Below are 22408 nucleotides of genomic sequence, written 5' to 3'. Positions count from 1 at the left end.
TTTAGAAGAACTCTCAATAGTACCTACTTTTTTCAACTTCTTTATCAAATACTATAAACATTAATTAAGCATTTGTCCTGCAACTTTAAGGCAAATTGGATTCTGGGATGTAAAGCACTCTTTTTCATTTTTCATTTTTTTTCTTGGTAGATGTTAACCTTTTTTAGCTAAAAACATACAAAAGGGCAAACAATAATAACTTTTACCAATTAAATTTTAGAATTATGAAAACTATGAAATTATTTACAATGTTATTTTTAGCAATGGGAATCACTTTTACATCTTGCGAAGGCCCAGAAGGTCCGGAAGGAGAAATGGGGCTTACAGGTGAAACCGGTGCACAAGGTGAAGCTGGTGCCACGGGTGAGCAAGGGGCACAAGGCGAGCCAGGAGAAGACGGTAATGCCAATGTTATTGCATCAGACTGGATGGATACGGATTTTGATAACACACCGGTTACTTTTACGCAATTTGATATAGAAATACCAAACCTTACAAGGGCCGAGATAAACGATTCGGCCGTTCTAGTCTACTTAACCGATGGTGTTGGTATCTATCAAGCACCCTATGTAAATTTTGCGAGAAACTTTTATTTTTCTTTAAGAAATAATAGTGAGACTGGTTATGATATGTATATTACAGGTTCATCTATGAACGGAAACTCTTATACTTTTGATTGGATGGAAGAATTTCGTTATGTAATTATACCACAAGCGGCATCAGAGGCAGGCAAAGCAGCTGGCATGAATTTTGAAAAAATGTCTTACGAAGAAGTAATAGATCATTTTGGCTTAGATTATTAAGCATCACAAAATTAAATAGTACAGAACCGGGGCCAAAAGCCTCGGTTTTTTTTATGGTCTCAACTCAAAAAAACAATAGGCATATTCAGTTTTTTAATCGATAATCTAAATTAAATGCTCGGAGGTAGTCTACTTTAAAAGACTGGGCTAAATGTTCAAGAAATTCTAAAGCCCCTTATACTATTTAGTATAAGAGGTCACTTTCAAATTCATATAGGGTGAAGCAAATATCCATATAGGTTTTCTGATTACGCAAAAAATTTGGCGAAAGAATAGCTAATGGCATGGTATAATTAATTAGCTTACTAACATGTGAAAGGGAATTTCCTATTGAGAGAAGGTGAGGTTAATTTTTCTAAATTAGTCAAAATTATGTATCACACTAAATCCCCCCAATATAACTCTCCAAATTCTCAGAACGTTCTAACCCCATTTTTTTGCGAATTCGGGAACGGGATACATGAACACTGTGCGGTTCTATGTTCAGAATTCTCGCCATTTCCTTGGTGCTAAGATTTAGTTTTATAAGGGCGCAGTGCTTCTGTTCAGTACTACTGAGTTTGGGGTGGAGTTCTTTGAGTTTGTCGTAAAAAGCGGAATTTACTTGAGTAAACTGTAGATTAAAGTCGTTCCAAAGGTCTTTGGAGCCCTTTTTATATTTATTGAAAAGCGATTTGTATTTAGGTGAAGATTCCGTTTTTAGTAGGTCTAAAAGTTCATCAATTGCACTATCCTTGTCGATCAATTGCAGTGCATATGATGTTAACTCCCTACTTTTAAGTTCTATTTCGTTATGGCTTCTTTCCTTTATGAGTTTTGTTTGAAGTTCCGCCTCTCTCTTGTGTAAAAGGGTCTTTTTAAGTTTTAAGCGCATTTGAAATACAATAGCCAGAACAAGACCTAAAAGAACCAATAGAAAGAGTATAATTTTTAATCGGAATTGAATGGTGTTGTTCTCTTCAATAGTCCGTGTTTTTTGTTCTAACTGTTCGTTTTTTTCCGAAATGGATTTTAAATATGTGTCCTTTATTTGAAAAAGCTCACTGTTGGTTTGGTTCTTGGCCTGTAGTACCTGATCTGCTTTTTTTGTAGATTTTACAAGATAGTCGTAGGCAAGTTGCGTATCACCGTTTGTAGAATAGACTTCGGATATCTTTCGTAACACTTCGGCTTCTAAATCGTTTCTAAAACCTTGGTCTTTACTTAAGGCCAGACTTTCATTGTAAAAGAAAAGAGCGCTGTCTTTTTGACCAAGGTCCTTTTTTAAATCGCCCAAATACATAGATATATTGGGTCTATAATTTAGTTTTTTTCCAAGCGTATGGTTTCGGGAAATATGCAAAAATGTGTTTGCTTTTTTAAACTGATGTAGTTCTTGCATAATTTTTCCCTTTTCAGCATCCCAAAAAGGCATTTCTACACTTTTTTCCAGGGTAATAGAAGGAGTAACAAAACAAGAATCCAAGTACTGAAGCGCTTTTTGGTAGTTGCCCATCTTTCGTTGTCGTACGGCCAAATACATATAACTAGAAATAAGGTCGTCTATTTTTGTGGAATCTTGAACATAAATTTTCTTGGCAATTGTTACGGCTTCCTTTAAAAACAAAACGGATTGCTCGTCCATGTTGAACTCATCGTACAATCTGGCTAAATTAACACGGGTTTGAACTTTCTGGGCTTTACTTGAAATTTGATCACTTAAATATTTAGCCTGCCACAAGTGATCAAAAGATGTACTGAATTTTCCTTTTTTCTTTTGAATGTCTGCCATGGCCAACAAACATTTTACCAAGTTGGAAGTATCCTTTTTCCTTTCAAAATAGGCTTTGGAATTTGCTAGGACCTCATAGGATTCAGTAGGAAATAGATTAGAGTTGGCCAACGCTTTCCCAAATCTATCTGTATAGTATAAAGCACTGTCTTGTATATTATATTTTGGGCTTTCAACTTGGCAATTTCCCGTTGCAATAGCAAAAATCAGAAATAATAATATGTGTAGTTGTTTGTAATACAGTGTGTTGTGATTTTTTTCGTTTAGTTAAATCAAGATATTAAATATTAGGGTGATAATGGCAATAATAGCATTTAAATCTAGTCTTGTATAATATTTGTAAAGTACATTTTTGGTCAATTATGCTTTTCTATGGTTAGTTTTGAGAGGTTTGATTATTCAATTCATTGGAATGTTACAGGAAATGAAATTTCACTTAAATATGATTACGCTACAGTTGTCTGGAAATATGTATAAGCACTTTCTTCTAATGTGCTTGTTAACGGTATGGGTCACTAACCTATTCGCACAAGAAAAGAAACCGCCCAATGTAATTTTAATAATGACAGATGACCAAGGAATTGGAGATTTAGGCTGTCATGGAAACCCTTGGATAAAGACGCCTAACATAGATATGTTTTATAAGCAGGCGGTGCGTATGACAGACTTTCATGTTAGCCCTATGTGCACGCCAACACGTGCAGCGTTAATGACTGGAAGATATCCGGTAAATAACGGTACCTGGGCAACTTATAAAGGGAGGGACGCTTTAACCGAAAACGCGATTACCATGGCCGATGTATTTAAAAGTAATGGGTATAGAACGGCCATGTTCGGTAAGTGGCATTTGGGAGATAATTATCCGTCAAGACCCACGGATAGCGGTTTTGATGTAGCCGTGCGCCATAAAGCTGGAGGAGTAGGAGAACTATCCGATTATTGGGGCAATAACTATAATGATGACGTGTATTACGTGAATAATGAACCTAAGCAGTTTTCAGGGTATTGTACGGATGTCTGGTTCCAAGAAGCTATGCGCTTTATGGACGAGAATAAAGACGCTCCATTTTTTCTGTATCTACCTACGAACGCTCCCCATAGTCCTTTTATAGTCGCGGAAAAGTATGCGGCTCCTTATCGGCATTTGGTGGGGGACAAAATTGTTGGGGCCGAATTTTATGGTATGATTACCAATATAGATGAAAATTTTGGGAAGCTAGAAGCTTATTTAAAGGAGAAAAAGTTGGCTGACAATACCATACTCATCTATATGACCGATAACGGCTCCGGAGGAGGAGTAAGCAACGATGGAAAATTAGGGTTTAACAAGGGGTTTAGAGGAAAAAAAGGACATCGCACAGAAGGTGGTCATCGTGTTCCTTTCTTTATTAGGTGGAAAGATGGTAAGGTTAAAGGAGGGAAGGACCTTAATGAATTAACTGCTCATGTAGATTTGATTCCAACTTTGGCCGGACTTTGTAATCTTCAAATTCCAGAGAGTATGAAGTTAGACGGTATCGATTTTTCGCCCTTGCTCCTAAAAACCGGAAAGCTAGATGGTAGTAGAACGGTTTTTGTTCATAATCGTCAAGATTGGCGCACTCCACATGACAAAGAAGAAACCGCAATTCTTAATGAAAAATGGCGATTGGTAAACGGAAAGGAACTCTACGATATTGAGGCGGATAAACATCAAGATAAGGATGTGGCATTAGAAAACAGAGAGGTAGTTGATGGTCTCCTGTCTCGTAACGAATCCTTTTTAGATAAAGCAAAAGCGGGGTATGAATATCAGGAATTTCCGGTGAGTATTGTTGGAAACGAAAGCCAAAAAGAGATAAAACTAACCATACAGCACGCCATAGGAGAGGACGGAGGTATTTGGAAACCGGAGCAGGTAGCATCAGGAATGAAAAATAATAACAATACACACCCCATAAAAGTAGAAAGAGCAGGTAGGTACAAAATATCATGTATGCGTTGGCCCAAAGAATGTCCGGGACCAATTTTAGGCATTCCAGAGGAAAATCCCAAGGACCAATATGTCTATAAAGCCATGCATCCGGAGAAGGTGCGCATCCAAATTGCCAATCAAATTAGAGAGCAAACTATTGAAGGTGACATGCAGAGTGCAGATTTTATATTAAACCTTCAGAAAGGGAAGACAATGTTGGTGAACGATTTTATTGAAAACGGGAAAACCTTTGGAGTATACTACACTTACATTGAATATTTGGGTGAATAATAAAAGATTTTTTTAAACCTTAAAACAAACCGAACAATGAAAAACATAATCACAATCCTGGCGCTATTTTTAGTTTTGAGCGCATGTAAGGAACAGCCCCCAAAAGAGGTGGTGGAAGAAGCAAAAGAGCAAACGGAAGTTTTCCCGTTTAAGTTGCCAGAGGAGAAGCCCAATAGACAAATGAGTGCTGCCATGGAACGCATTTACACGGATTATGAGTCTCCCGAACCACATAAGAATGAACTTTTTAGTCAATTTAAGTATACTGAACTTAAGGGGTTTGATTACAACGGGCACGACGGAACCATTACCCGAAGAGACCCCTCAAAAATACTCTTGCATGATGGTAAGTATTATGTTTGGTACACTTATAGAAACACTTCTACGCCACCACGTGGGGCCGATATGAGCAATGACACCATTCCATCATCAGATTGGGATCTTGCGGAGATTTGGTACGCCACTTCTAAGGATGGCATTACTTGGGAGGAACAAGGAGTTGCTATTGAAAGACCGGAAAAACCTTTGGTAGGGTGGCGTTCCGTTACAACTACGGATATTTTGGAGTGGAAGGGGAAATACTACCTATACTATCAAGGATTTATGGAGGCTAGCGGTAAAAGGGGGGATGATTGCCCGGTGGCCGTTTCTTATGCCGATTCTCCCGATGGCCCTTGGACAGCGTACAACAAAATAGTTATTCCCAACGGAAAAAAAGGGGAGTGGGACCAATATTCAATTCATGATCCGTACCCTTTGGTACACGATGGCAAAATCTATATTTATTACAAATCGGATTTTGGCGATCCTGACAAAGTACGTATGCAAGGGCTGGCCATAGCCAACGATCCATTGGGTCCTTTTACAAAGCACCCTTTAAACCCGGTAATTACATCTGGACATGAAACATCATTGTTTCCATTTAGAAAAGGGGTTGCGGCCTTAGTGTATAAAGATGGGCCGGAGCATAACACCATTCAATATGCAGAGGATTGGGTAAATTTTGAAATAGCTTCCATTACAGAATTAATGCCTTATGCAGCAGCGCCTTATGTGCCCGATGCTTTCACGAATACAACGGACGGACGTGGAGTTACGTGGGGACTTGCCCATTTTATCAGTTTGGGTGGCAAGGACCAATTTCATTCCAAACTAGTCCGGTTTGACTGTGATTTGAGTTTGGATTTGGATGATCCCGGTATGAAAAACCATAGGGTAAACCATGAACCGGATGTATATTATCGCCAAGGATTAAGTAAAAAACAAATGGAGCGTATACAATCTGAGCGTTTGGATTAATTACAACGTTTTCCACAATATATTTTAAAGGGCATCTTAAAAAGTGCCCTTTTTTTATGCGAAAAAACCATTCGTCTATAGGTATTTAGGGATTAATGTGTAGATAAACGGAGTTGACCGAAAATGAGGGTTTTTAACAGCAGCGAAGACGTAATTTTGGAGTAAGCAAATTAGAAAACGCTTAATCACTATTGGTTTTTAGTTCTTTAAAATGCGGACGATATATGTCTGACAGGAAGTTTGAGAAAGGTCAGTTTTTGTTGTTTATGATAGAATGATATTAAATGTTCCCCCTTTTTGAAAAAACGGCAATTGACCGAGTTGAAACTATCGTTCGCATTTTATATTTTCTTTTCGTCCAATTATACGATGGGCAATTTACTCCTTTAAAAAGTTAGAATATTGGCCCATTTTAAAACACATAGTACAAGAAGGGTAATTCCTGTACTAGTGTAAATGGCACCCTGCCAAAAATAGAGTCTTGTTCCCCATTGTTTCCAAAGTCTTTCTCCATATTCGTTTTTGAAATGTGCGCTCAGAAGCTTCCAAAACAGAAAAGTGGTCAGAAAAAGTACTGCTAATGCAAAAATCCAGTTCGTTGCCATTTTTTATTGATTAATGACTGGTAGTCAGGTGTTTGTTAGCTTAAAATACAAAAAAATACTTAACTGTGGTAATACAACTTTTTCTAATAGCAAGATTATTGGGTAACAGTTATTTTTAATCTGTCTTCAGTAGAGTTTAAAGCTTTATCGGTTGCCGTAAAAATCAGTTCAAATTCTCCGTCTAGGGTAGGGCGTCCGGACAATGTCATGGTTTCATTATCAAAGTTTAGCCAATTCAATTTACTCTTCGTGGTGTTCAAAACCAGTTGCGTATCATCTATGTCTTTAAAATAATCCGGGGGAAGCTGTAGTTCAAAATTTTCTCCATTTCGTATGGTAATGGCGTCAAGCGGATGGTAAACGAAAGGATGGAAGACCTTTGAAGTGTTTGACCAATAAATATCAGATTCGGCTAAACCGTTTGAGGCAATTTGTAAACGCGTAAAGAATAGATACTTGTTATCTGCACTTACAAAAGGTCTCCGGTCCCAATCTTTGGAATTTATAGTGGGGTCAAGGATTTGTGGCGATGTCCAATTTCCATTATGGTTACGGTAGCTAATATATAAATCTACAAAAGTTTCGTCATTGGTATATCTGCAAAAAAGAAGGTATGTTTCATTAGGGGAGATAAATACACTTTCTTCATCATTGGCCGAATTTAGGTCGGCTATTTCACTTACGGATTGATACTTTTTGTCCAAGACTTTTGAGAAGAACAAATCTGCCGTAAAACAGTTTTCCTTTCCTTGGCAGTTTCTATTTGATGAGAAATAAAGGGTTCCATCCAAAGTCATACTGGCACTGGCTTCCCTACTTGTTGAGTTTATTGGGGTTTCTAGTTTTTCAGGGAGTCCCCAATGATTATCCATCTTTTTAACTCTCCCAATGTTCGTAATGTATAAGCTGTTGGTGTCAGGTATGTTTTGAGCGTAGAGCAACGCTTGTCCGTCTGGCGTAAAATAGGGCAGAAACACGCTCCTATTTTCTAGTGGCTTAAAAGTCTGCGGATCGGACCATGTGTTATTATCTTTTTTTGAATAATAGATTTTTCCCCTAACACCATTTTTATCCAAAATCCCAAATGCCAATTCATTGGTATTAGGTGTAAATGAAATGCCATGCTCAAATCTGCCTTTAATAGAAATAACGTCCGGAGCAAATATTTCAGGAATGGCTCCAGGGTATTTTTGTCCAAAATAGCTAGTTAGTTCAGTAGATGATTTACAGCTCATTAACGCAATAATGAAGAGAAATGGTAGTATGGTCTTAATCATTAGGTTTTATGTTGGTTGGGGATTGATAAAGTTATGAGTAAACGAATTCACTAAATATGAGCTGTCCTTTTTCTACAAACCTAAAATAAATTTAGAAGATAAAACGGTTCATCTACAGATATGTAAGATTGGAGTACGGATAAACGGCATTCGTCTAATTTGTAGGATAATAACTACATGTATATTGTAATTTTGAAGTAAGCAAATCAAAGAATTCACTAGTAGAATTAAGGTTTAAGTTCTTTAATATGCGGACGATACGTGATGGGTCGGATGTTTAGGAAGGCCATTAGTACTGTTTATGATAGAACAGATGATGATGTTACCCCCGTTTGAAAAAACAGTGCTAAGGCCTATTTGAAGTTATCGTTCGCATTTTCTAATAATACTTCTGCATCAGCTACAACTGCTGGCCCTGTTACTTTCCTTCAAATTTTAATAGTTCAAGATAGGGGTTGCCTTTTAGGCCTAATAATTGAGCAAAAGCAGGCTCGGTCTTTAATCCTTTAGACTTTAATTCTATTATCTTTTGCCTAAAGTCTGCTCCCTTTTCAAGTAAAATCTTATTTTCTATAAGCATGTGCCGGTAAGCGTTCTGTTTTTCGGTAGCTTTATTCTGCCCAAAAATTTCGAATAGAAAATGCTCCGTTTTGAATTCTGCAATAGTGGATTCGGTACCGTTTTGAACCGTAGAATAGATCTTGAAACCCTTTTCTTGGGAAAATTGCTCCGTAATAAATATTGTGAACTCGGCATGGTTTTTACACTCACAAATTATATCCAAATCACTTTCAGGTAAATCAATACCAATGGGAATGGTACCGGTTAAAATTGGATTGTATTTTTTCAGTTTCCCAAAGACCTTATATTTTATGATTTCGGCATGGGCAAGCTGTTGTCTTTCCGTACCGGATTTTAAATATTCAATATTCTTAAAATCAATATTCATTTTTGGATATCAATGTTTTTGGCGATTTGTAACCGAAAAGGAATATATACGAAAACAATTTTTTGGGTTTTTCGTACAACTATAGCGGACAAAGTTTAGATACTAAAGTTTACCGCGGCAAAGGGGTTATACAAGTCTATGAGCATTTTTTCTTTGCCTATATTTCCTTTTGGTCCTGATTAGCCTATATCTTAAATCATCATAAAATAAGCTTGTAGCTAAAATTACAGCTCCTATGATTAACGTGTGCAATCTGAGGTCTAATCGGGAATAGAAGAATCCTCCGGAGATTCCACCAATAAAAAAGAAACAAATGATATAACTCCGCAGTTTTATAGTTGATTTAATTTTTTCTCTATTTGGATGTGATTTAGGAAAAAACAGTTGTGATAACTCAATTCCTAAATCTGTAAATAATCCTGTAAGGTGAGTTGTTCTTACCACGGCATTTGAAATTTTGGTTACAAATGAATTCTGGAGTCCCATTGCAAAAAGTAAGGAGCAAACAATAAAATTAGGATATTCTATGGCCGTTACAGTACTCAAAAAAGAAATGGAGGTAAGAATTAGACACTCTATAGCGGTGGGTAATACAAAGACATTAAGTTTTTTATTACCATTAAACTTTTCAATTAGAAAACTAGATAAAAAAGAGCCTAGAAGAAAGGAGAAAATATATAAAAAATAAACTGTTCCCTTCCAAAACTCAAAATTGGCTACATCGCTTATAAAGAGGGCAAAATGACCGGTTACGTTTGTAGTTAATTGATGAAAAGCTAAAAAACCTGTAACATTTACAATGCCTGCAACGAATGACAAAATGGTGGCAATACGCAGATTGTGATTTAAAGTCCTGCTTTTACCTTGATGTCTAAACATTCTATATTTCTTTGGTTAAACCCGAAAATTACCATAAAGGTATTACATAGGAATTGCCTAAAAGCATATACGCATTGATTTATGTTTTGGCTATTTGCAGAGCTTTTAAATTTTCTGTGGAAGGCTTTCTGAATATAAAGTCTAAGTAAGACTTTACTACAATTTATAGCTCACAAAATGTTTATTTTTTTAGAGTTATATGGTATAAAAAATCCATGCTTTAAAGCATTTTTCCTATTAGTTCTTTCATCATTTTGGCAGCTAGAAAAGCGGTCATATTTTGAAAATCCCTATTTGGGTTATATTCAACAATATCGGCTCCAATAATTTCGGTATTTATATTTTGAATTATATGGATTACTTCTCTGGAGGTTAATCCTCCGGGTTCGTGATGCGAGACCCCTGGAGCAAAGGCCGGGTCAAATCCGTCCATATCCAAAGAAATATATAAGGGGTTCTCAAATTTTGGAATTCGGTTTAAATTCAAATCCTTCATTTGATGAATTTCAACATTAAATTTATCCGCTTGTTCCGCTTGGTGTGTGTTCAATGTTCTAATTCCAACTTGAACTAATTTTATGGCAAAGCCGTTTTCCATAATCCTCGCAAAAGGGCATGCGTGGGAATATTTATCGCCTTCGTAATTATCGTATAAATCTGAATGTGCATCTATGTGAAGGATGTCTAGTTTGGGATATTTTTTGCTGTGGGCTTTAATTATGGGGAAGGTTATGGAGTGATCGCCCCCTAAAGTAAGGATTTTGGCACCGGAGTCTATGTGCTTTTCAGTTATTCGCTCAATATCAAAATATTCGGTTATTTCAAAATCGCCTTTATCTTCAATTCTTGAATTTTCGATAGAAATCAAGTTTTCGGCATACATATTGGCAGAGCCACAGTTTAAAGCTTCCCTTATCAAAGGAGGAGCTAATTTAGGGCCTTTCTGATATGAAGATTTTTCATCGAATTGTATTCCTTGTACAATTATTTTGCTCATTTTATGCTATTAAATACAACAGTTAAACTTGATTAGGCCACTTGTAGCAGGGACTTTAAGGTTTTTCTGTTTAAAATTAGTTCAGTTATTACTTTTAATTACCTGTATAAACCTTTTGCCCGCCAACGTATGTTTCTAAAACTCTAACATCCTTTATTTTTTCTGGATCTATCTTGGTTAAATCATCACTTAAAATAACAAAATCAGCAAGTTTTCCTTTTTCCAAGGTTCCTTTTAAGCGTTCCTCAAATGAACTATAAGCCGCATCTCTGGTATACGCTGTTAGGGCTTGTTGTACATTTATTTTTTGTTCGGGAACCCAACCATTTGGGTTTTTATGATCTAAAGTTTTACGCGTTACGGCCGCATAGATACCTAATAGGGGAGAAGCGGGAACAACGGGCCAATCACTACCAAAAACCAATGTTGTATTGGCATCTAACAAAAATTTAAAGGCATAAGTTGTTTTTATTCGTTCCGGACCAATCAAATCTTCTGCCCACCTACCATCATCAATGGCATGGTACGGTTGCATACTTGCAATTACATTTAATTCTGAAAAACGGTCTATATCTTTACGGTCTAAATGTTGTGCATGTTCAATTCTAAACCTACGGTCTTTTTTTCCGTTGGATTGTATTACCGTTTCATAAGTATTCAGGAGGGTATTGTTGGCTTTATCTCCTATGGCATGTACCGTAATTTGTAAATTATTTTTGTCCGCCTCTGTAATCCATGTTTTAAGGCTATCTAAATTAGCGGTTAAAATTCCTTTATCCGTTGGCTGGTCCGAATAGGATTCTTTAAATGCCGCCGAATGTGACCCCAGGGAACCGTCTACAAATCCTTTGAGCATTCTGTTTTTGAGCCATTTGTTATCTATTTTTTCCTTGTTGGAAAGTAGTTTCCAATTGCGTAAAGGGTCAGCAGAATAAACACGGACCTTAAGCTCCTTGTTGGAGTGAATTTTTTTCAAAATGTCAAAACCACCTAAGCTATCAACATCATGAATGCTGGTAATACCTTGGGCATTTAAATAATCCTGTGCCGCCTTAATGGCTTTTTCTTTTTGGGAATCGGATAGAGCGGGAATTTTGTTCAGAACCAAATACATAGCCTCACTTTTTAAAATTCCGGTGGGTTCACCATTTGAGTTTTTAACGATTTCCCCATTTTCTACGTCTGGCGTGTTTTTATCTATACCCGCAATTTTTAGAGCTGCTGAATTCGCTAAAATCATATGGCCGTCCATTCGGTAAAGGGCAACAGGATTATCTTGCGTAAATTCATCTATCCACTCTTTCGTAGGAAGTTCACCGCCCCAAAGGGTATGGTCCCAATTGCCTTCTACGATCCATTGTTTAGGTTTTAGGTTTTTTGAAAATGACGCTATCCTTTTGATGAATTCTTTCTTTGTGGCAGCATCTCTTAATTGAACACTTAAAAGGCTGTTTCCGCCCATTAATAAATGTACGTGGGAGTCAATAAAACCTGGGGTGATGAATTTTCCTTGAGCATCAACAATTTTGGTAGCATCACCTACACTTTTTTCTATATCCTCAAAAGAACCAATCGCCAAAATAGAATCCTCCTTAACAGCTATAGCTTGGGCATTTGGCTGGTTTACATTTCCGGTCCAGATGTTAGCATTTTTAATGATGAAATCGGCCTTTGTAATTTCTTTTTGACAAGAAACAAAGAGAAAAGAAATAATTAAAATAGTTAATTGAAAGTGTATTTTCATTTTTTGAGATATATGTTAGGGCAGATGGTTCGTCTGCAGACTTTATAAAAGTAAGTGAACCATCTTTTATTTAAGCTGAAGCACTAGGAATCGTTGTTTTAATCAGTTTATGACTCTTCCAAAATAGTTGAAATTATGGATCTGAACATGTTAATTCCTGTTTCTATAATTTCATCGGGAAAATCATAGTCAGAATTGTGTAAAGCGGGTGTCTCAATGCCTGCACCTAAACCGAACATTGCCGTTTTGTATTCTTTTGAAAACCATCCAAAATCTTCTCCAAATTTAAATGGATAAGATCTTTTGGTGATTTTATAACTGTTTTTTTTAGCAGCCTTTATTATATAATTGGTACTTTCTGTATGGTTTGTAGAAGCGGGAAAATATTCTAACCATTCTATTTCGTGCTTCAACTCATACTTTTCACAAGTATTTTCTATAACGGATGTTATTTGAGATTTTAGATGAGTGGTTTTTTCTCCGGACCATGTTCTCATAGTATAATGCAATTCTGCATTTTCAGGCGAAATACCGTAAGCAATTTGTCCCATGTTAATATGCACGGGTGTTATTAGGCTAAAATTCTCATCTTCTGGATCGGTTACTTCCAAGCTGGAAAGTAGGCTGATAATATTGGAAAGTGCCAATGCTGGATTGTTGCCATTTTCCGGTTCGGATGCATGAGACTTTTTACCTTTGAGCCGCACATTAAAACTTTGTACTTCTGCTGAAAACCCTTTATTTATAACAATAATATTATGAAGAGGTTCCTTGGGGATGTTATGAAGTGCAAATACATAATCTGTGTTTAGATTTTTGAACCTTTCATCGGTTACGACCTCTTTGGCTCCTTTTCCATTTTCCTCTGCTGGCTGAAAGAGTAAAATGACTTCTCCAGAACTAAACGAACTTTTTTTTAACCAAAATAGTAACCCTGAAACTATTGCCATATGGCCATCGTGACCACATTTATGAGATATTCCTTTGTATTTTGATTTATGGAGAAATTGATTCTCTTCCTGAATTGGTAATGCATCCAACTCACATCTAATAGTAATGGATTTTCCTTTTTTAGGAAATTTGTAGATAGCGGCAAACCCCGTTTCACCTATACCATCAAGAATTTCTGTAGGGTTATGCTCATTAATAAACCTTTGGATTCTTTTAGCCGTTTCATGTTCAAAACAAGATAATTCAGGATGTGAATGAAGCTCTTTTCTTAATTCTATTATTTCCGGATGAATCAATTTTGTTTTTCTTTTTAGATTAATACTCTAGATAGTCAATCCAAAGCTAAAATAAATGGGGCTAATGGATAATATAATTTATTTGAGTATAGTAAAAATACGGAAATCGTTGATTACACACTCAAAGCAGTATCGCTTTTAGAAGTCTAAATCAATAAAAGAAAGTCATAAAACCGTAAGTTAAAGAGAAATATTTGGTTATAGGGTTTTGTGAAAATTACTGAAAGAGTTTATTGGAAAACCTGGGAGTAAGGATGATTGACAAAGCACTCTTACTGTTACATTTAATAGATAAGCCAAAGCCTTTAGATATATGGACCTATTATTCTGGTGTAATCGTCTTAATAACCGGCGGAGGATTGCTAGCGATTGTTTTCATTTTCTATATCCACCAACTTCAGCTCTTTATGGTAAGCTTCAATTCTTGAGTAAGCCGTTCCGTCAACCAATAAGATAACCGTTAACATTGCAATTGTTGTAATACTAATGGCTCTCCACGTTGGGGTAGGGATAAGGAGAATAAGTAGTGCCGCTATGATAATGAGAATAGGTATGACCTTGAATACAACGGTGTATTCCTTTAAGGTACTTTCTGTACGTTCAATTTCAGAGCTATAAAAGGCAGGGACATCTGCGTTAAAGGCTTTTTCAAATTGGGTAATTCTAGAAGTATTTGTAAAAAATAAACCGAGACCTATAGTCATGAGTAATAGCCCCGCTACCAAGGTTGGAATTATGTAAGCCTTTGCTAAGTCGGTTTTTCCCAATTGCCAAAAACCAACACTTGCTATTAAAAATAAAATGGCAAATAAGATGAAGAAACGGGTTGAAAAAACCTCGGCCTTTGCCCATTCTGTGGCTAATTTTAATAGTTCCATATCTTAATTAAGTTTATATTTTTCTCTGTACTCAGTAGGACTTATACCTTGTTTCTTTTTAAATAATCTAGAAAAGTAAGGCGGATATTCAAACCCTAGTTCATACGCTACCTCTGCAATACTTTTATTAGGTTGTAACAGAATATTTTTTGCTTCATCTATTAAATGCAAGTGCAAATGTTCAGTAGTGGTTTTACCAGTTTCTTTTTTAAGCGTATCACTTAAATAACGCTGTGACACCAACATTTTATCCGCTATTTGTTCAATGCTCGGTATGCCCTTTTCCTGTAATTGTCCAGATTCTAAATAGGCAGCTATTTGCGCATTGAACTTTTCTAATAAATTATTGGACAATTCTTTTCTATTTAAAAATTGCCGCTCATAAAATCTATTGGCATACTTTAAAAGGGTACTTAATTGCGAAACAATAATTTCTTTGCTAAAAGCATCTTGGTTGTTCTGGTACTCCATTTCAATATTTTCAACCAGCAGTTCTATTTGCTTTTCTTCTTTAGGCGAAAGGTGCAAAGCTTCATTCACGGAATACGAAAAGAAACCGTAATTTTTTATTTGTTGCGCCAATTCCGTACCTTTTATAAAATCTTCATGAAAGTTTATAGAAAAACCTTTTTGCTCAAAGACCACGCTGCTATCCCATTGTAACACTTGTCTTGGAGCAATACATATTAACGCACCATTTGTAAAATCATATTTGGTACGGCCGTAGTTTAATTCGCCTTTTACAAACTTTTTAAAACTGATGGAATAACAATCATTTGTAATTGCAGGCGAACTTTCCCTAGGACAGGGTAAAAAGCCATCACCTTTAGAGTTAAAAACACTTAACATAGGGTGCTCGGGTCTTGGCAATCCCAAATAATCTAAATACGATGCTAATGTTTTAAAGTGTTGCATAGTTTTAATCAGTTCAATAGTACTTCATTAATAGCTCTTCCACTCAAGATTTTTAAATTTTGAGGCCTTTCTACTAAAGCAATCATAGCTTTACCTATGGTTATAGTAGTAGTAACAGATTTCATTCTTTGCATTATAGGAAAAAATGGTCGTGTTAATATGTAAAAAATATTGTACAGTCTAGTTTTAGATTTAATTCCTCTTTTTGGCAAAATAACTCCTGGTCTAAAGGCATAGATATCTTCAAAGCCTTTGTTAAAAATATAATTCTCTGTTTTACCTTTTACTCTTGCCCACATGGTGCTACCTTTTTCAGTCCTGTCCGTGCCTTCCCCTGAAACATAAACGAAAGTTAAGTTTGGGTTGGCTTCATAGGTAGCATTGACCAAAGCCTCTGTAACGGTATAGGTTAATTTATAGTATTGTTCTTCTTTCATTCCAGCAGAAGAAACTCCCATACAATGAAAACAGGCATTATACGCTTCAAAAGTATGTTGAATGGCACTAAAATCAGTGAAATTTTGATGGATGATTTCTTCTATTTTAGGATTTTTAATGCCTATAGAATATCTACCTATTAAGAGGATTTTTTTAATTCTTTTATCATCTAAACATTCTAACAAAACACCTTTGCCTACCATTCCTGTAGCGCCTGTAATTATTACGTTCATTTGTTTTGCTTTAAATATTCCATTTTACACCGGTCTCTTTTTCTGAAAGTTCCCACAGTCTATAAGCCACAGCTTTATCTTTGGCATGCGGCTCCAATTTATGAGCTCCAACCGGACCGGTCCAAAAGTTTCTTCCCGTTGGCCCGTAAAAACTATTTTGGTCCAAATTTGGTTCTGTGGCACACATGAGTTGTGGGTAGGCCCCTTTTTCTGCCGATTGTGTCAAAGGAGATAATTTCATTAAGTTAAAGATAAATTTCATCATAAAACTACCACTGGAATTTATTAAGTTGGTTCTTGATGAACCCGGGTGACAAGCATATGCTTTTACCTCTGTTTTACCTGCTGCTGCCAATCTATCCTGTAGTTCATAGATAGTCATGATCTGTGCCAGTTTACTTTGGCTATAGGCATTATTAGGGGTATACTCTTTATTCCAATTTAAATCATCAAATTTTATGGTTTTAATTCCCATATCATAGCCCATACTTCCTACCGTTACAATACGTCCCTTGGATTTTTCAATGAGCGGAAACAATAATGCCTGAAGTGTAAAATTACCAAAGTAATTTGTCCCCATTTGACTTTCCCAACCGTCTACAGTTAGTGTTTGTTTTGGCACCTGAGCTATTGCGGCATTGCAGATAAGCGCATCTATTTGAGAAACTGTTTTTAGAACTTCTTGCGCTGCTTTTTTTACCGAAGCTTGTTCTGATAAATCCATTTTTATGGACGTAACCTCTATAGCGTTACCAAGCTCTTGTTTTAATGTAGCAATAGTATCCGCAGATTTTTGTGGGTTTCTATTGAGCATTACCAGTTTTGCACCTTTAGACAATAGTATTTTAGCAGCTTCAAATCCGGTTCCGCTAGTGGTGCCCGTTATCACAAAGGTTTTACCGTTTAAATTTTCAATTCTATCCGGTGTCCAACCATTTTTACCAAACTGATTTGTTGTCATTATCGCCTTTTTTTTTATGATTAAAATAATAGGGCAAAGGTCGGACAGACGTAAACTTAAGTACGTATACGGATTTTCATATGTTGTATACTTTTTGGTAATTCCCAATCGTTCCGGACAGACCTATTGGAATGCGCAGGCACTGAATTTTGCGATGTCCTTGAAAAGATAGGGTTACTCTACAATTGATTTTTCAATTTTTAGGACGGCATAAAAAAAAGCCCCGTAAAGAGGCCTATATGAATCTATTTTTTAGTCTGACGGGAAGCAAATTTTGTTTGCTTCTAAAAGAATTATTTTAAATAAGACATATATAAAAAATTATTTAGATATTTGTCTAAATAACTAAACAAAATGAATTATTTGTTCAAAGCTCTTAATGATGAAACCAGAAGACGGATTATAGAACTATTGAAGGATAAGGATATGAATGCAGGGGAAATTGCAGATGAATTTAACATTTCTAAACCCAGTATTTCACATCATCTCGATATTCTTAAAAGAGCAGATTTAATAATAAGTGAAAAGAAAGGGCAGTTTGTCCAATACTCATTAAACACGAGTATATTGGAAGATTTACTAGCTTGGATATTAACCTTAAAAAAATAAACATGAAATTCTCAATACATAAAGAACTTCCTTTAATAAGTATGGTTTTATTGCCTTTCATATACTTGGCATATGTATGGAATGATCTACCACAAAAAGTTGCCGTACATTGGAATTTACAGGGCGAAATTGATAGATATGGAAGCAAGTTTGAATTAGTATTAATTCCAATTCTTTTACCCCTTTTAAGCTATGTCATCTTTCTTATTGTTCCATATATCGACCCAAAGGGAAAAATTAAAAATATGGGCGCTAAATATGGCCATCTCAAAATGTTCATTACCTTACTTATGTCCATTATATCAATTTTTATTCTTTATAATATAAAAAACCAACCTGGCTCTAGCCCAAATTATATAATTCCCTTACTTGGCGTTATTCTAATAATTTTTGGTAATTATTTCCAAACATTAAAAGCTAATTACTTTATAGGCATCAGAACTCCTTGGACTCTAGAAAACGAAATTGTATGGAAAAAAACACACAGAATCACGGGTAAACTATGGTTTTTAGGTGGATTGGTACTTCTGCTTGGCAGTTCTATTTTAGATGGTCAAATTAGCATAAAGTTCGGCTTGGGGATAATAACCTTGATAAGTCTTTTTCCAATTTTATATTCGTACTTATTATTCAGGAAACTAAAAAACATTGCTTAGGATATGATAACCGAATCCATCTTCTTATGTACAAATAATTTTTGAAACCTTAAATATGCACAATAAGTTAAAACTAGGTTTGACACTATTTGGCCTGAGTATTCTAGGTATATTATCAATGCTCACGGTTACCTTTCCAGAGGATGGGATACCCAAGGAACTAGTTGAAGCCATACCGCTAGAAACCCTTAAGTATTTGTCATTAATACAACCAACAGTTTTGCTATTGATTGCTGTTTTTATTGGAATAATGCTTTATGATAAGGTCAATTTACAGGTGCCCTCTATTTCCAATGCGTTGAAAATTGAAAGCCCTAAAATATCATTCAGGGAACAAATTAAATTTGGAGTCTTATTTGGGATTATCGCTGGTATATTGACAACCACAGTTACATTGGTTTTAAAAACATCTATTCCTCAAGAGTTTGTAAAAATGCAAGAGAAAGTCCAATTTACCCCTATTGCCAGATTTTTATATGGAGGGATTACCGAAGAAATTTTAGTACGTTTTGGCTTTATGACATTGCTAGTTTGGTTAGCATTTAAAATCACCAAGAATTTAAATGATTTAACGTATTGGGTCGGAATTGTTTTGGCAAGTCTTTTATTTGCAATTGGACATTTTCCAACGGTGTTTAGCGTAGTAGCAAATCCATCCGCTTTATTTCTAACATATATTATGGTAGGCAATTCCATAGCAGGGTTATTTTTTGGTTGGCTTTATTGGAGAAAGGGACTGGAGGCTGCAATCATCGCTCATATCATGACCCATGTTGTTATGATGATGGGAGAAATGATTTAGTTTTCTCTTAATAAGAATTATCTGTTTTTTCAAGAACTTTCTTAAAGTTTCCACCTGTATGAATGAGAACTCCTGCGTAGCGGTTTTAATTCTTGTTAAGTAATAAGCCACTTAAAAGAGGCTTATATAAATCTATTGTTGATATCGAGATGATTTAAGTACCTAATAAACATTGAATGTTTTCCTCTGATTTATTACCGGAAATAAAAGAAGAGTACGCCATTAATAAATTACTGGGAAACGAAAAACAGTAGGTGATTTCATCATCATTGTTCGAAAAGTAGAAGGACCGGAAAATACCACTTTTGATAAAGCTTAGTGAATTACAAACCTCATTTTGAGCCATATAAGTATCACCCTTTTTTATATGTTTTGTTTCTGTCAACTTTAGAAAATCGTCTATTTCGTAGTCAGTAAATAGGTTAAAGGATTTTAGATATTCAATCATTAGTACATGCAGTTTTTATTCGTTTAAAACAGCATATAAAACATGGTCTTGGTATACTCCAGCTTTATAGGTGTGGCACTTTAATATCCCCTCTTTTTTCATTCCTGCTTTTTCCATAACCCTTCCAGATGATAGGTTTGAGGTAAAGTGAGTTGCAAAAATTCTTTTCAACTTTAGTTCTTCAAAACCAAATTGAATTATTGATTTTACGGCCTCGGTCGTAAACCCATTATTCCAATATTTTTGGTCTAGCCAATATCCCAATTCGGCTTTATTAAACGGTTTGTCAATTCCCAAGTCAATTCCTCCAATTAATTCATTGCTTTCTTTTAAGCGAATGGCGAAGATATACTGATCTTGATTTTTTAGTCCGTCATCAGCTAATTTCACCCAAAATTTTGCGTTGTCTAGGGTGTAAGGAAAAGGAATGTTAATTGTATTTTTTGAGTACAGTTCACTAGCATTCAGTATGGAACTTATTTTTTCCAAATCGTTTAAGCTAGGTTGATTTAGAATTAGCCTTTTGGTTATAATCTGGGACAATTGTATTCTAGACACGATTTTTTTTATTATTGGCAACGTCATTAGTATTCTCTATTCCGCTATATACTTTCGGGTTATGTTTCTCCATATAAAATTCAGGATTAGGTATTTCCGTGAACCCAAATTTTTTATAAAGCCATTCAGCTGTATTAGTCAATAAAATCCAGCGTCTTAGGCCCTGAAGATTTGGATGTACCATTATTTCATTAATTAGCCATTTACTTAATCCCTTTCCTCTGTATTCCTTTAGAACATAAACATCTCCTAAATATGCAATAGTGGAATAGTCCGAAATTATTCTAGCAAAACCAATTTGTTTGTTTTTATGATAAAGCCCAAAATTTAAAGAGTTTTCAATTGATGTTTTTAAAGTATTGATTGGAATTCCGTTGGCCCAATCGGTTTCGTTTGCAAGGAATTTGTGAATACTCAAAATATCTAATTTATCCTTGTCAGTTGAAATGGTATACTCATTTCTATGAACTTCTCTAATTTCCATTTTAATTTTCTTTGTTATAGCTAACGTACAAATTTGTTTATTAGTAAATCTATCTCTCTTTAGATGGTAATTTAGTGAGTTCTTATATATCACCACTATTTGCAGGAAAATAAAAGATGCTAGAAATATAAAATGTTTTTATAATCTTCAAACCGGTTGAATAAAAACCCAAACAAAAACGGTCAAAAATTGGGTCAGGGTTACTTGCTTTTACCTTATATATAAAAAGTCTAAGGTTAGAGTTCCGTTTTTGATCGGACATAAAATAAGCCCCTTAAAAGAGGCTTATTTGAATCCGTTTTTTGCATGTAAATAGCTTATGTAACGGTTACTATTGTTGTAAGCAGTAGTTATACGTTCGTGTAAGCACATTATTCTTTTTTATACCCTAGTAAAGTCCATCTGACTTTAACTAACTTTCTTGTATTCGTAATCAAGTAAATTCTAATTAGTTAAAAAATACTGAACGTTTACAAGTTCTATATCATTGATCATACCTAAATCTAGGGAACTTTCTTGGTCATATAATAACGTACAACTGGATTTAGCTCCAAGTTGGAAGCAAGGTAAGGTTGTTTTATCTGAATAACTTTGACTGGACGTTAGCTCTCCTATCTTTACGGTTAATATAGGTAACCCTGTAACATCGTAAACATTTGGGTTATTTAATTGAATTTCAAATCGCCAACGCGAAGTATTATTTCCAGTATCAGGTGTAAACTCATAAAATAAGACATCGTAAGTAAAGCCATCTAACTCCGGTGGGTCAATTTGATTTAATGGTTCTGGATCAGGAAAACTACAGGGTAGTTCAATAGTTTTATCAATGAAGTATTGTTGATTATTTAAGAAGTAAGTATCGCTAACAACAGCAGTTTTTGTGCAATCTTCATCTTTGGAATCACAGCTAACGTTAAGAATAATGCTGTAAAAGGAGAAAAAAAGTAATAGTGTAGAAACTGAGCGTGGTGAACGCTTTATGCTATTTTTCATTACTGAATATATTATAATTTAAGATTCTTGTTTTTGATTTTCGAAAGGTCAAACCTCACTCAGGGCGAGAATTCGAATATCATTTAAGGAAGAAAAATCTTAATCACATATATTTTGTTTTAGTGATGTCAAATGTATACAAAATAATAAAATGGAAACTTTTTATACCTGTAATTAAAGGCTTTTTTTTTATTGAGCTAATGATTGTAACGTTACGTATAAGAAACGTAGGGCAGGTGACAAGCAATACGTTTCGGTTTGATAATAAGTCAAATATAAATATTTTGCTTTTATCATTTTTCGTAAATGCCAAATTTTATAGTTGGCGACTTAGCAAATAAACACAGACCTTTCGGCAAGCCTAAACTGCCTTATGTTTTTTATACATTGTGTGTGCCCAGTATGGGCATCTTTTACGCTACAGAAATGTAGTTAATTAATCTAGAGGGTGCAAGTCCCTTATGCGCTGGAGTAACGTCTAGAAGCATTAGTAAGCCGCAAGGGTGGTAATTGTGAAGTTACATCTGAAGAAAGCGAGACTACAAAACTCGGTACTGACGAACAGGAACCGTATACGGAGGCATATTTACTTGGGTAAGCAAGCACATCATTGTAAC

The 22408-nt window shown here is 35.4% G+C and carries 21 protein-coding genes; 6 read left to right on the top strand and 15 right to left on the bottom strand.

Annotated elements, in window-relative coordinates; genetic code table 11:
• The first annotated feature begins 233 nt into the window (after positions 1-233).
• Entirely contained in the window at positions 234-803 is a 570-nt protein-coding gene (locus KO513_RS19125) for a collagen-like triple helix repeat-containing protein (RefSeq protein ID WP_215914762.1), read from the top strand.
• A gap of 382 nt (positions 804-1185) precedes the next feature.
• On the opposite strand, the gene KO513_RS19120 is transcribed toward KO513_RS19125, so the two are convergent.
• Complete coding sequence (locus KO513_RS19120; protein WP_215914761.1) at positions 1186-2574, bottom strand: hypothetical protein; 1389 nt, start codon at positions 2572-2574, stop codon at positions 1186-1188.
• Positions 2575-2998: 424 nt separating this feature from the next.
• On the opposite strand from KO513_RS19120, the gene KO513_RS19115 reads away from it, so the two are divergent.
• Together KO513_RS19115 and KO513_RS19110 are read left to right on the top strand one after the other, a co-directional pair.
• Positions 2999-4819 (top strand): arylsulfatase, encoded by a 1821-nt coding sequence (locus KO513_RS19115; protein WP_252735978.1) that lies wholly within the window; start codon positions 2999-3001, stop codon positions 4817-4819.
• A gap of 36 nt (positions 4820-4855) precedes the next feature.
• Positions 4856-6118, top strand: a complete 1263-nt coding sequence (locus tag KO513_RS19110) for a glycoside hydrolase family 117 protein (RefSeq protein WP_215914760.1) — start codon at positions 4856-4858, stop codon at positions 6116-6118.
• A 386-nt stretch (positions 6119-6504) separates the two neighbouring features.
• Here KO513_RS19110 and KO513_RS19105 read toward each other — a convergent pair whose 3' ends face one another.
• The 11 genes from KO513_RS19105 to KO513_RS19055 form a co-directional block, all read right to left on the bottom strand.
• On the bottom strand, positions 6505-6723 hold the full coding sequence (locus tag KO513_RS19105) for a hypothetical protein (protein ID WP_215914862.1): 219 nt from the start codon (positions 6721-6723) through the stop codon (positions 6505-6507).
• 95 nt (positions 6724-6818) lie between these two features.
• Complete coding sequence (locus tag KO513_RS19100) at positions 6819-8000, bottom strand: putative Ig domain-containing protein (protein WP_215914759.1); 1182 nt, start codon at positions 7998-8000, stop codon at positions 6819-6821.
• Positions 8001-8418: 418 nt separating this feature from the next.
• Positions 8419-8949, bottom strand: a complete 531-nt coding sequence (locus KO513_RS19095) for a DUF4269 domain-containing protein (protein WP_215914758.1) — start codon at positions 8947-8949, stop codon at positions 8419-8421.
• A 126-nt stretch (positions 8950-9075) separates the two neighbouring features.
• A complete protein-coding gene (locus KO513_RS19090; protein WP_215914757.1) occupies positions 9076-9828 on the bottom strand; it encodes a YoaK family protein in 753 nt (250 codons plus the stop codon).
• Between the two features lie 220 nt (positions 9829-10048).
• Positions 10049-10825, bottom strand: coding sequence for an agmatinase (speB, locus tag KO513_RS19085; RefSeq protein WP_215914756.1), 777 nt, complete (start codon positions 10823-10825; stop codon positions 10049-10051).
• 94 nt (positions 10826-10919) lie between these two features.
• Positions 10920-12569, bottom strand: coding sequence for an amidohydrolase (locus KO513_RS19080; protein ID WP_215914755.1), 1650 nt, complete (start codon positions 12567-12569; stop codon positions 10920-10922).
• A 107-nt stretch (positions 12570-12676) separates the two neighbouring features.
• The gene (locus tag KO513_RS19075) at positions 12677-13816 is read right to left on the bottom strand and encodes an amidohydrolase (protein WP_215914754.1); all 1140 of its coding nucleotides are present in this window, start codon (positions 13814-13816) and stop codon (positions 12677-12679) included.
• Positions 13817-14178: 362 nt separating this feature from the next.
• A complete protein-coding gene (locus KO513_RS19070) occupies positions 14179-14694 on the bottom strand; it encodes a hypothetical protein (protein WP_215914753.1) in 516 nt (171 codons plus the stop codon).
• A gap of 3 nt (positions 14695-14697) precedes the next feature.
• On the bottom strand, positions 14698-15609 hold the full coding sequence (locus KO513_RS19065) for a helix-turn-helix domain-containing protein (RefSeq protein WP_215914752.1): 912 nt from the start codon (positions 15607-15609) through the stop codon (positions 14698-14700).
• Positions 15610-15617: 8 nt separating this feature from the next.
• On the bottom strand, positions 15618-16280 hold the full coding sequence (locus tag KO513_RS19060) for an NAD-dependent epimerase/dehydratase family protein (protein WP_215914751.1): 663 nt from the start codon (positions 16278-16280) through the stop codon (positions 15618-15620).
• Between the two features lie 10 nt (positions 16281-16290).
• Positions 16291-17241, bottom strand: coding sequence for an SDR family oxidoreductase (locus KO513_RS19055; protein WP_215914750.1), 951 nt, complete (start codon positions 17239-17241; stop codon positions 16291-16293).
• A gap of 354 nt (positions 17242-17595) precedes the next feature.
• Between KO513_RS19055 and KO513_RS19050 the strand changes: the two genes are divergently transcribed.
• The 3 genes from KO513_RS19050 to KO513_RS19040 are packed head-to-tail and all read left to right on the top strand — an operon-like array spanning position 17596 to position 19308.
• Positions 17596-17850, top strand: coding sequence for an autorepressor SdpR family transcription factor (locus KO513_RS19050; RefSeq protein ID WP_215914749.1), 255 nt, complete (start codon positions 17596-17598; stop codon positions 17848-17850).
• A gap of 2 nt (positions 17851-17852) precedes the next feature.
• Positions 17853-18506, top strand: coding sequence for an SdpI family protein (locus KO513_RS19045; RefSeq protein ID WP_215914748.1), 654 nt, complete (start codon positions 17853-17855; stop codon positions 18504-18506).
• 55 nt (positions 18507-18561) lie between these two features.
• A complete protein-coding gene (locus KO513_RS19040; RefSeq protein ID WP_252735976.1) occupies positions 18562-19308 on the top strand; it encodes a CPBP family intramembrane glutamic endopeptidase in 747 nt (248 codons plus the stop codon).
• A gap of 463 nt (positions 19309-19771) precedes the next feature.
• Here KO513_RS19040 and KO513_RS19035 read toward each other — a convergent pair whose 3' ends face one another.
• From KO513_RS19035 to KO513_RS19025, 3 genes are all read right to left on the bottom strand, one after another.
• Positions 19772-20314, bottom strand: a complete 543-nt coding sequence (locus KO513_RS19035; protein ID WP_371735971.1) for a GNAT family N-acetyltransferase — start codon at positions 20312-20314, stop codon at positions 19772-19774.
• Complete coding sequence (locus tag KO513_RS19030; RefSeq protein ID WP_215914746.1) at positions 20307-20798, bottom strand: GNAT family N-acetyltransferase; 492 nt, start codon at positions 20796-20798, stop codon at positions 20307-20309. Before KO513_RS19030 ends, KO513_RS19035 begins: the two co-directional genes overlap by 8 nt.
• 444 nt (positions 20799-21242) lie before the next feature.
• Positions 21243-21791: a hypothetical protein gene (locus KO513_RS19025; protein ID WP_215914745.1), complete on the bottom strand. Its 549-nt coding sequence runs from the start codon at positions 21789-21791 to the stop codon at positions 21243-21245.
• Between the last annotated feature and the right edge of the window lie 617 nt (positions 21792-22408).

It is taken from the genome of Zobellia sp. B3R18 (assembly GCF_018860715.1).
GTDB lineage: Bacteria > Bacteroidota > Bacteroidia > Flavobacteriales > Flavobacteriaceae > Zobellia > Zobellia russellii.
Note: the sequence above shows the minus strand (reverse complement) of the source record. Positions and strands in the feature narration are given on the sequence as shown.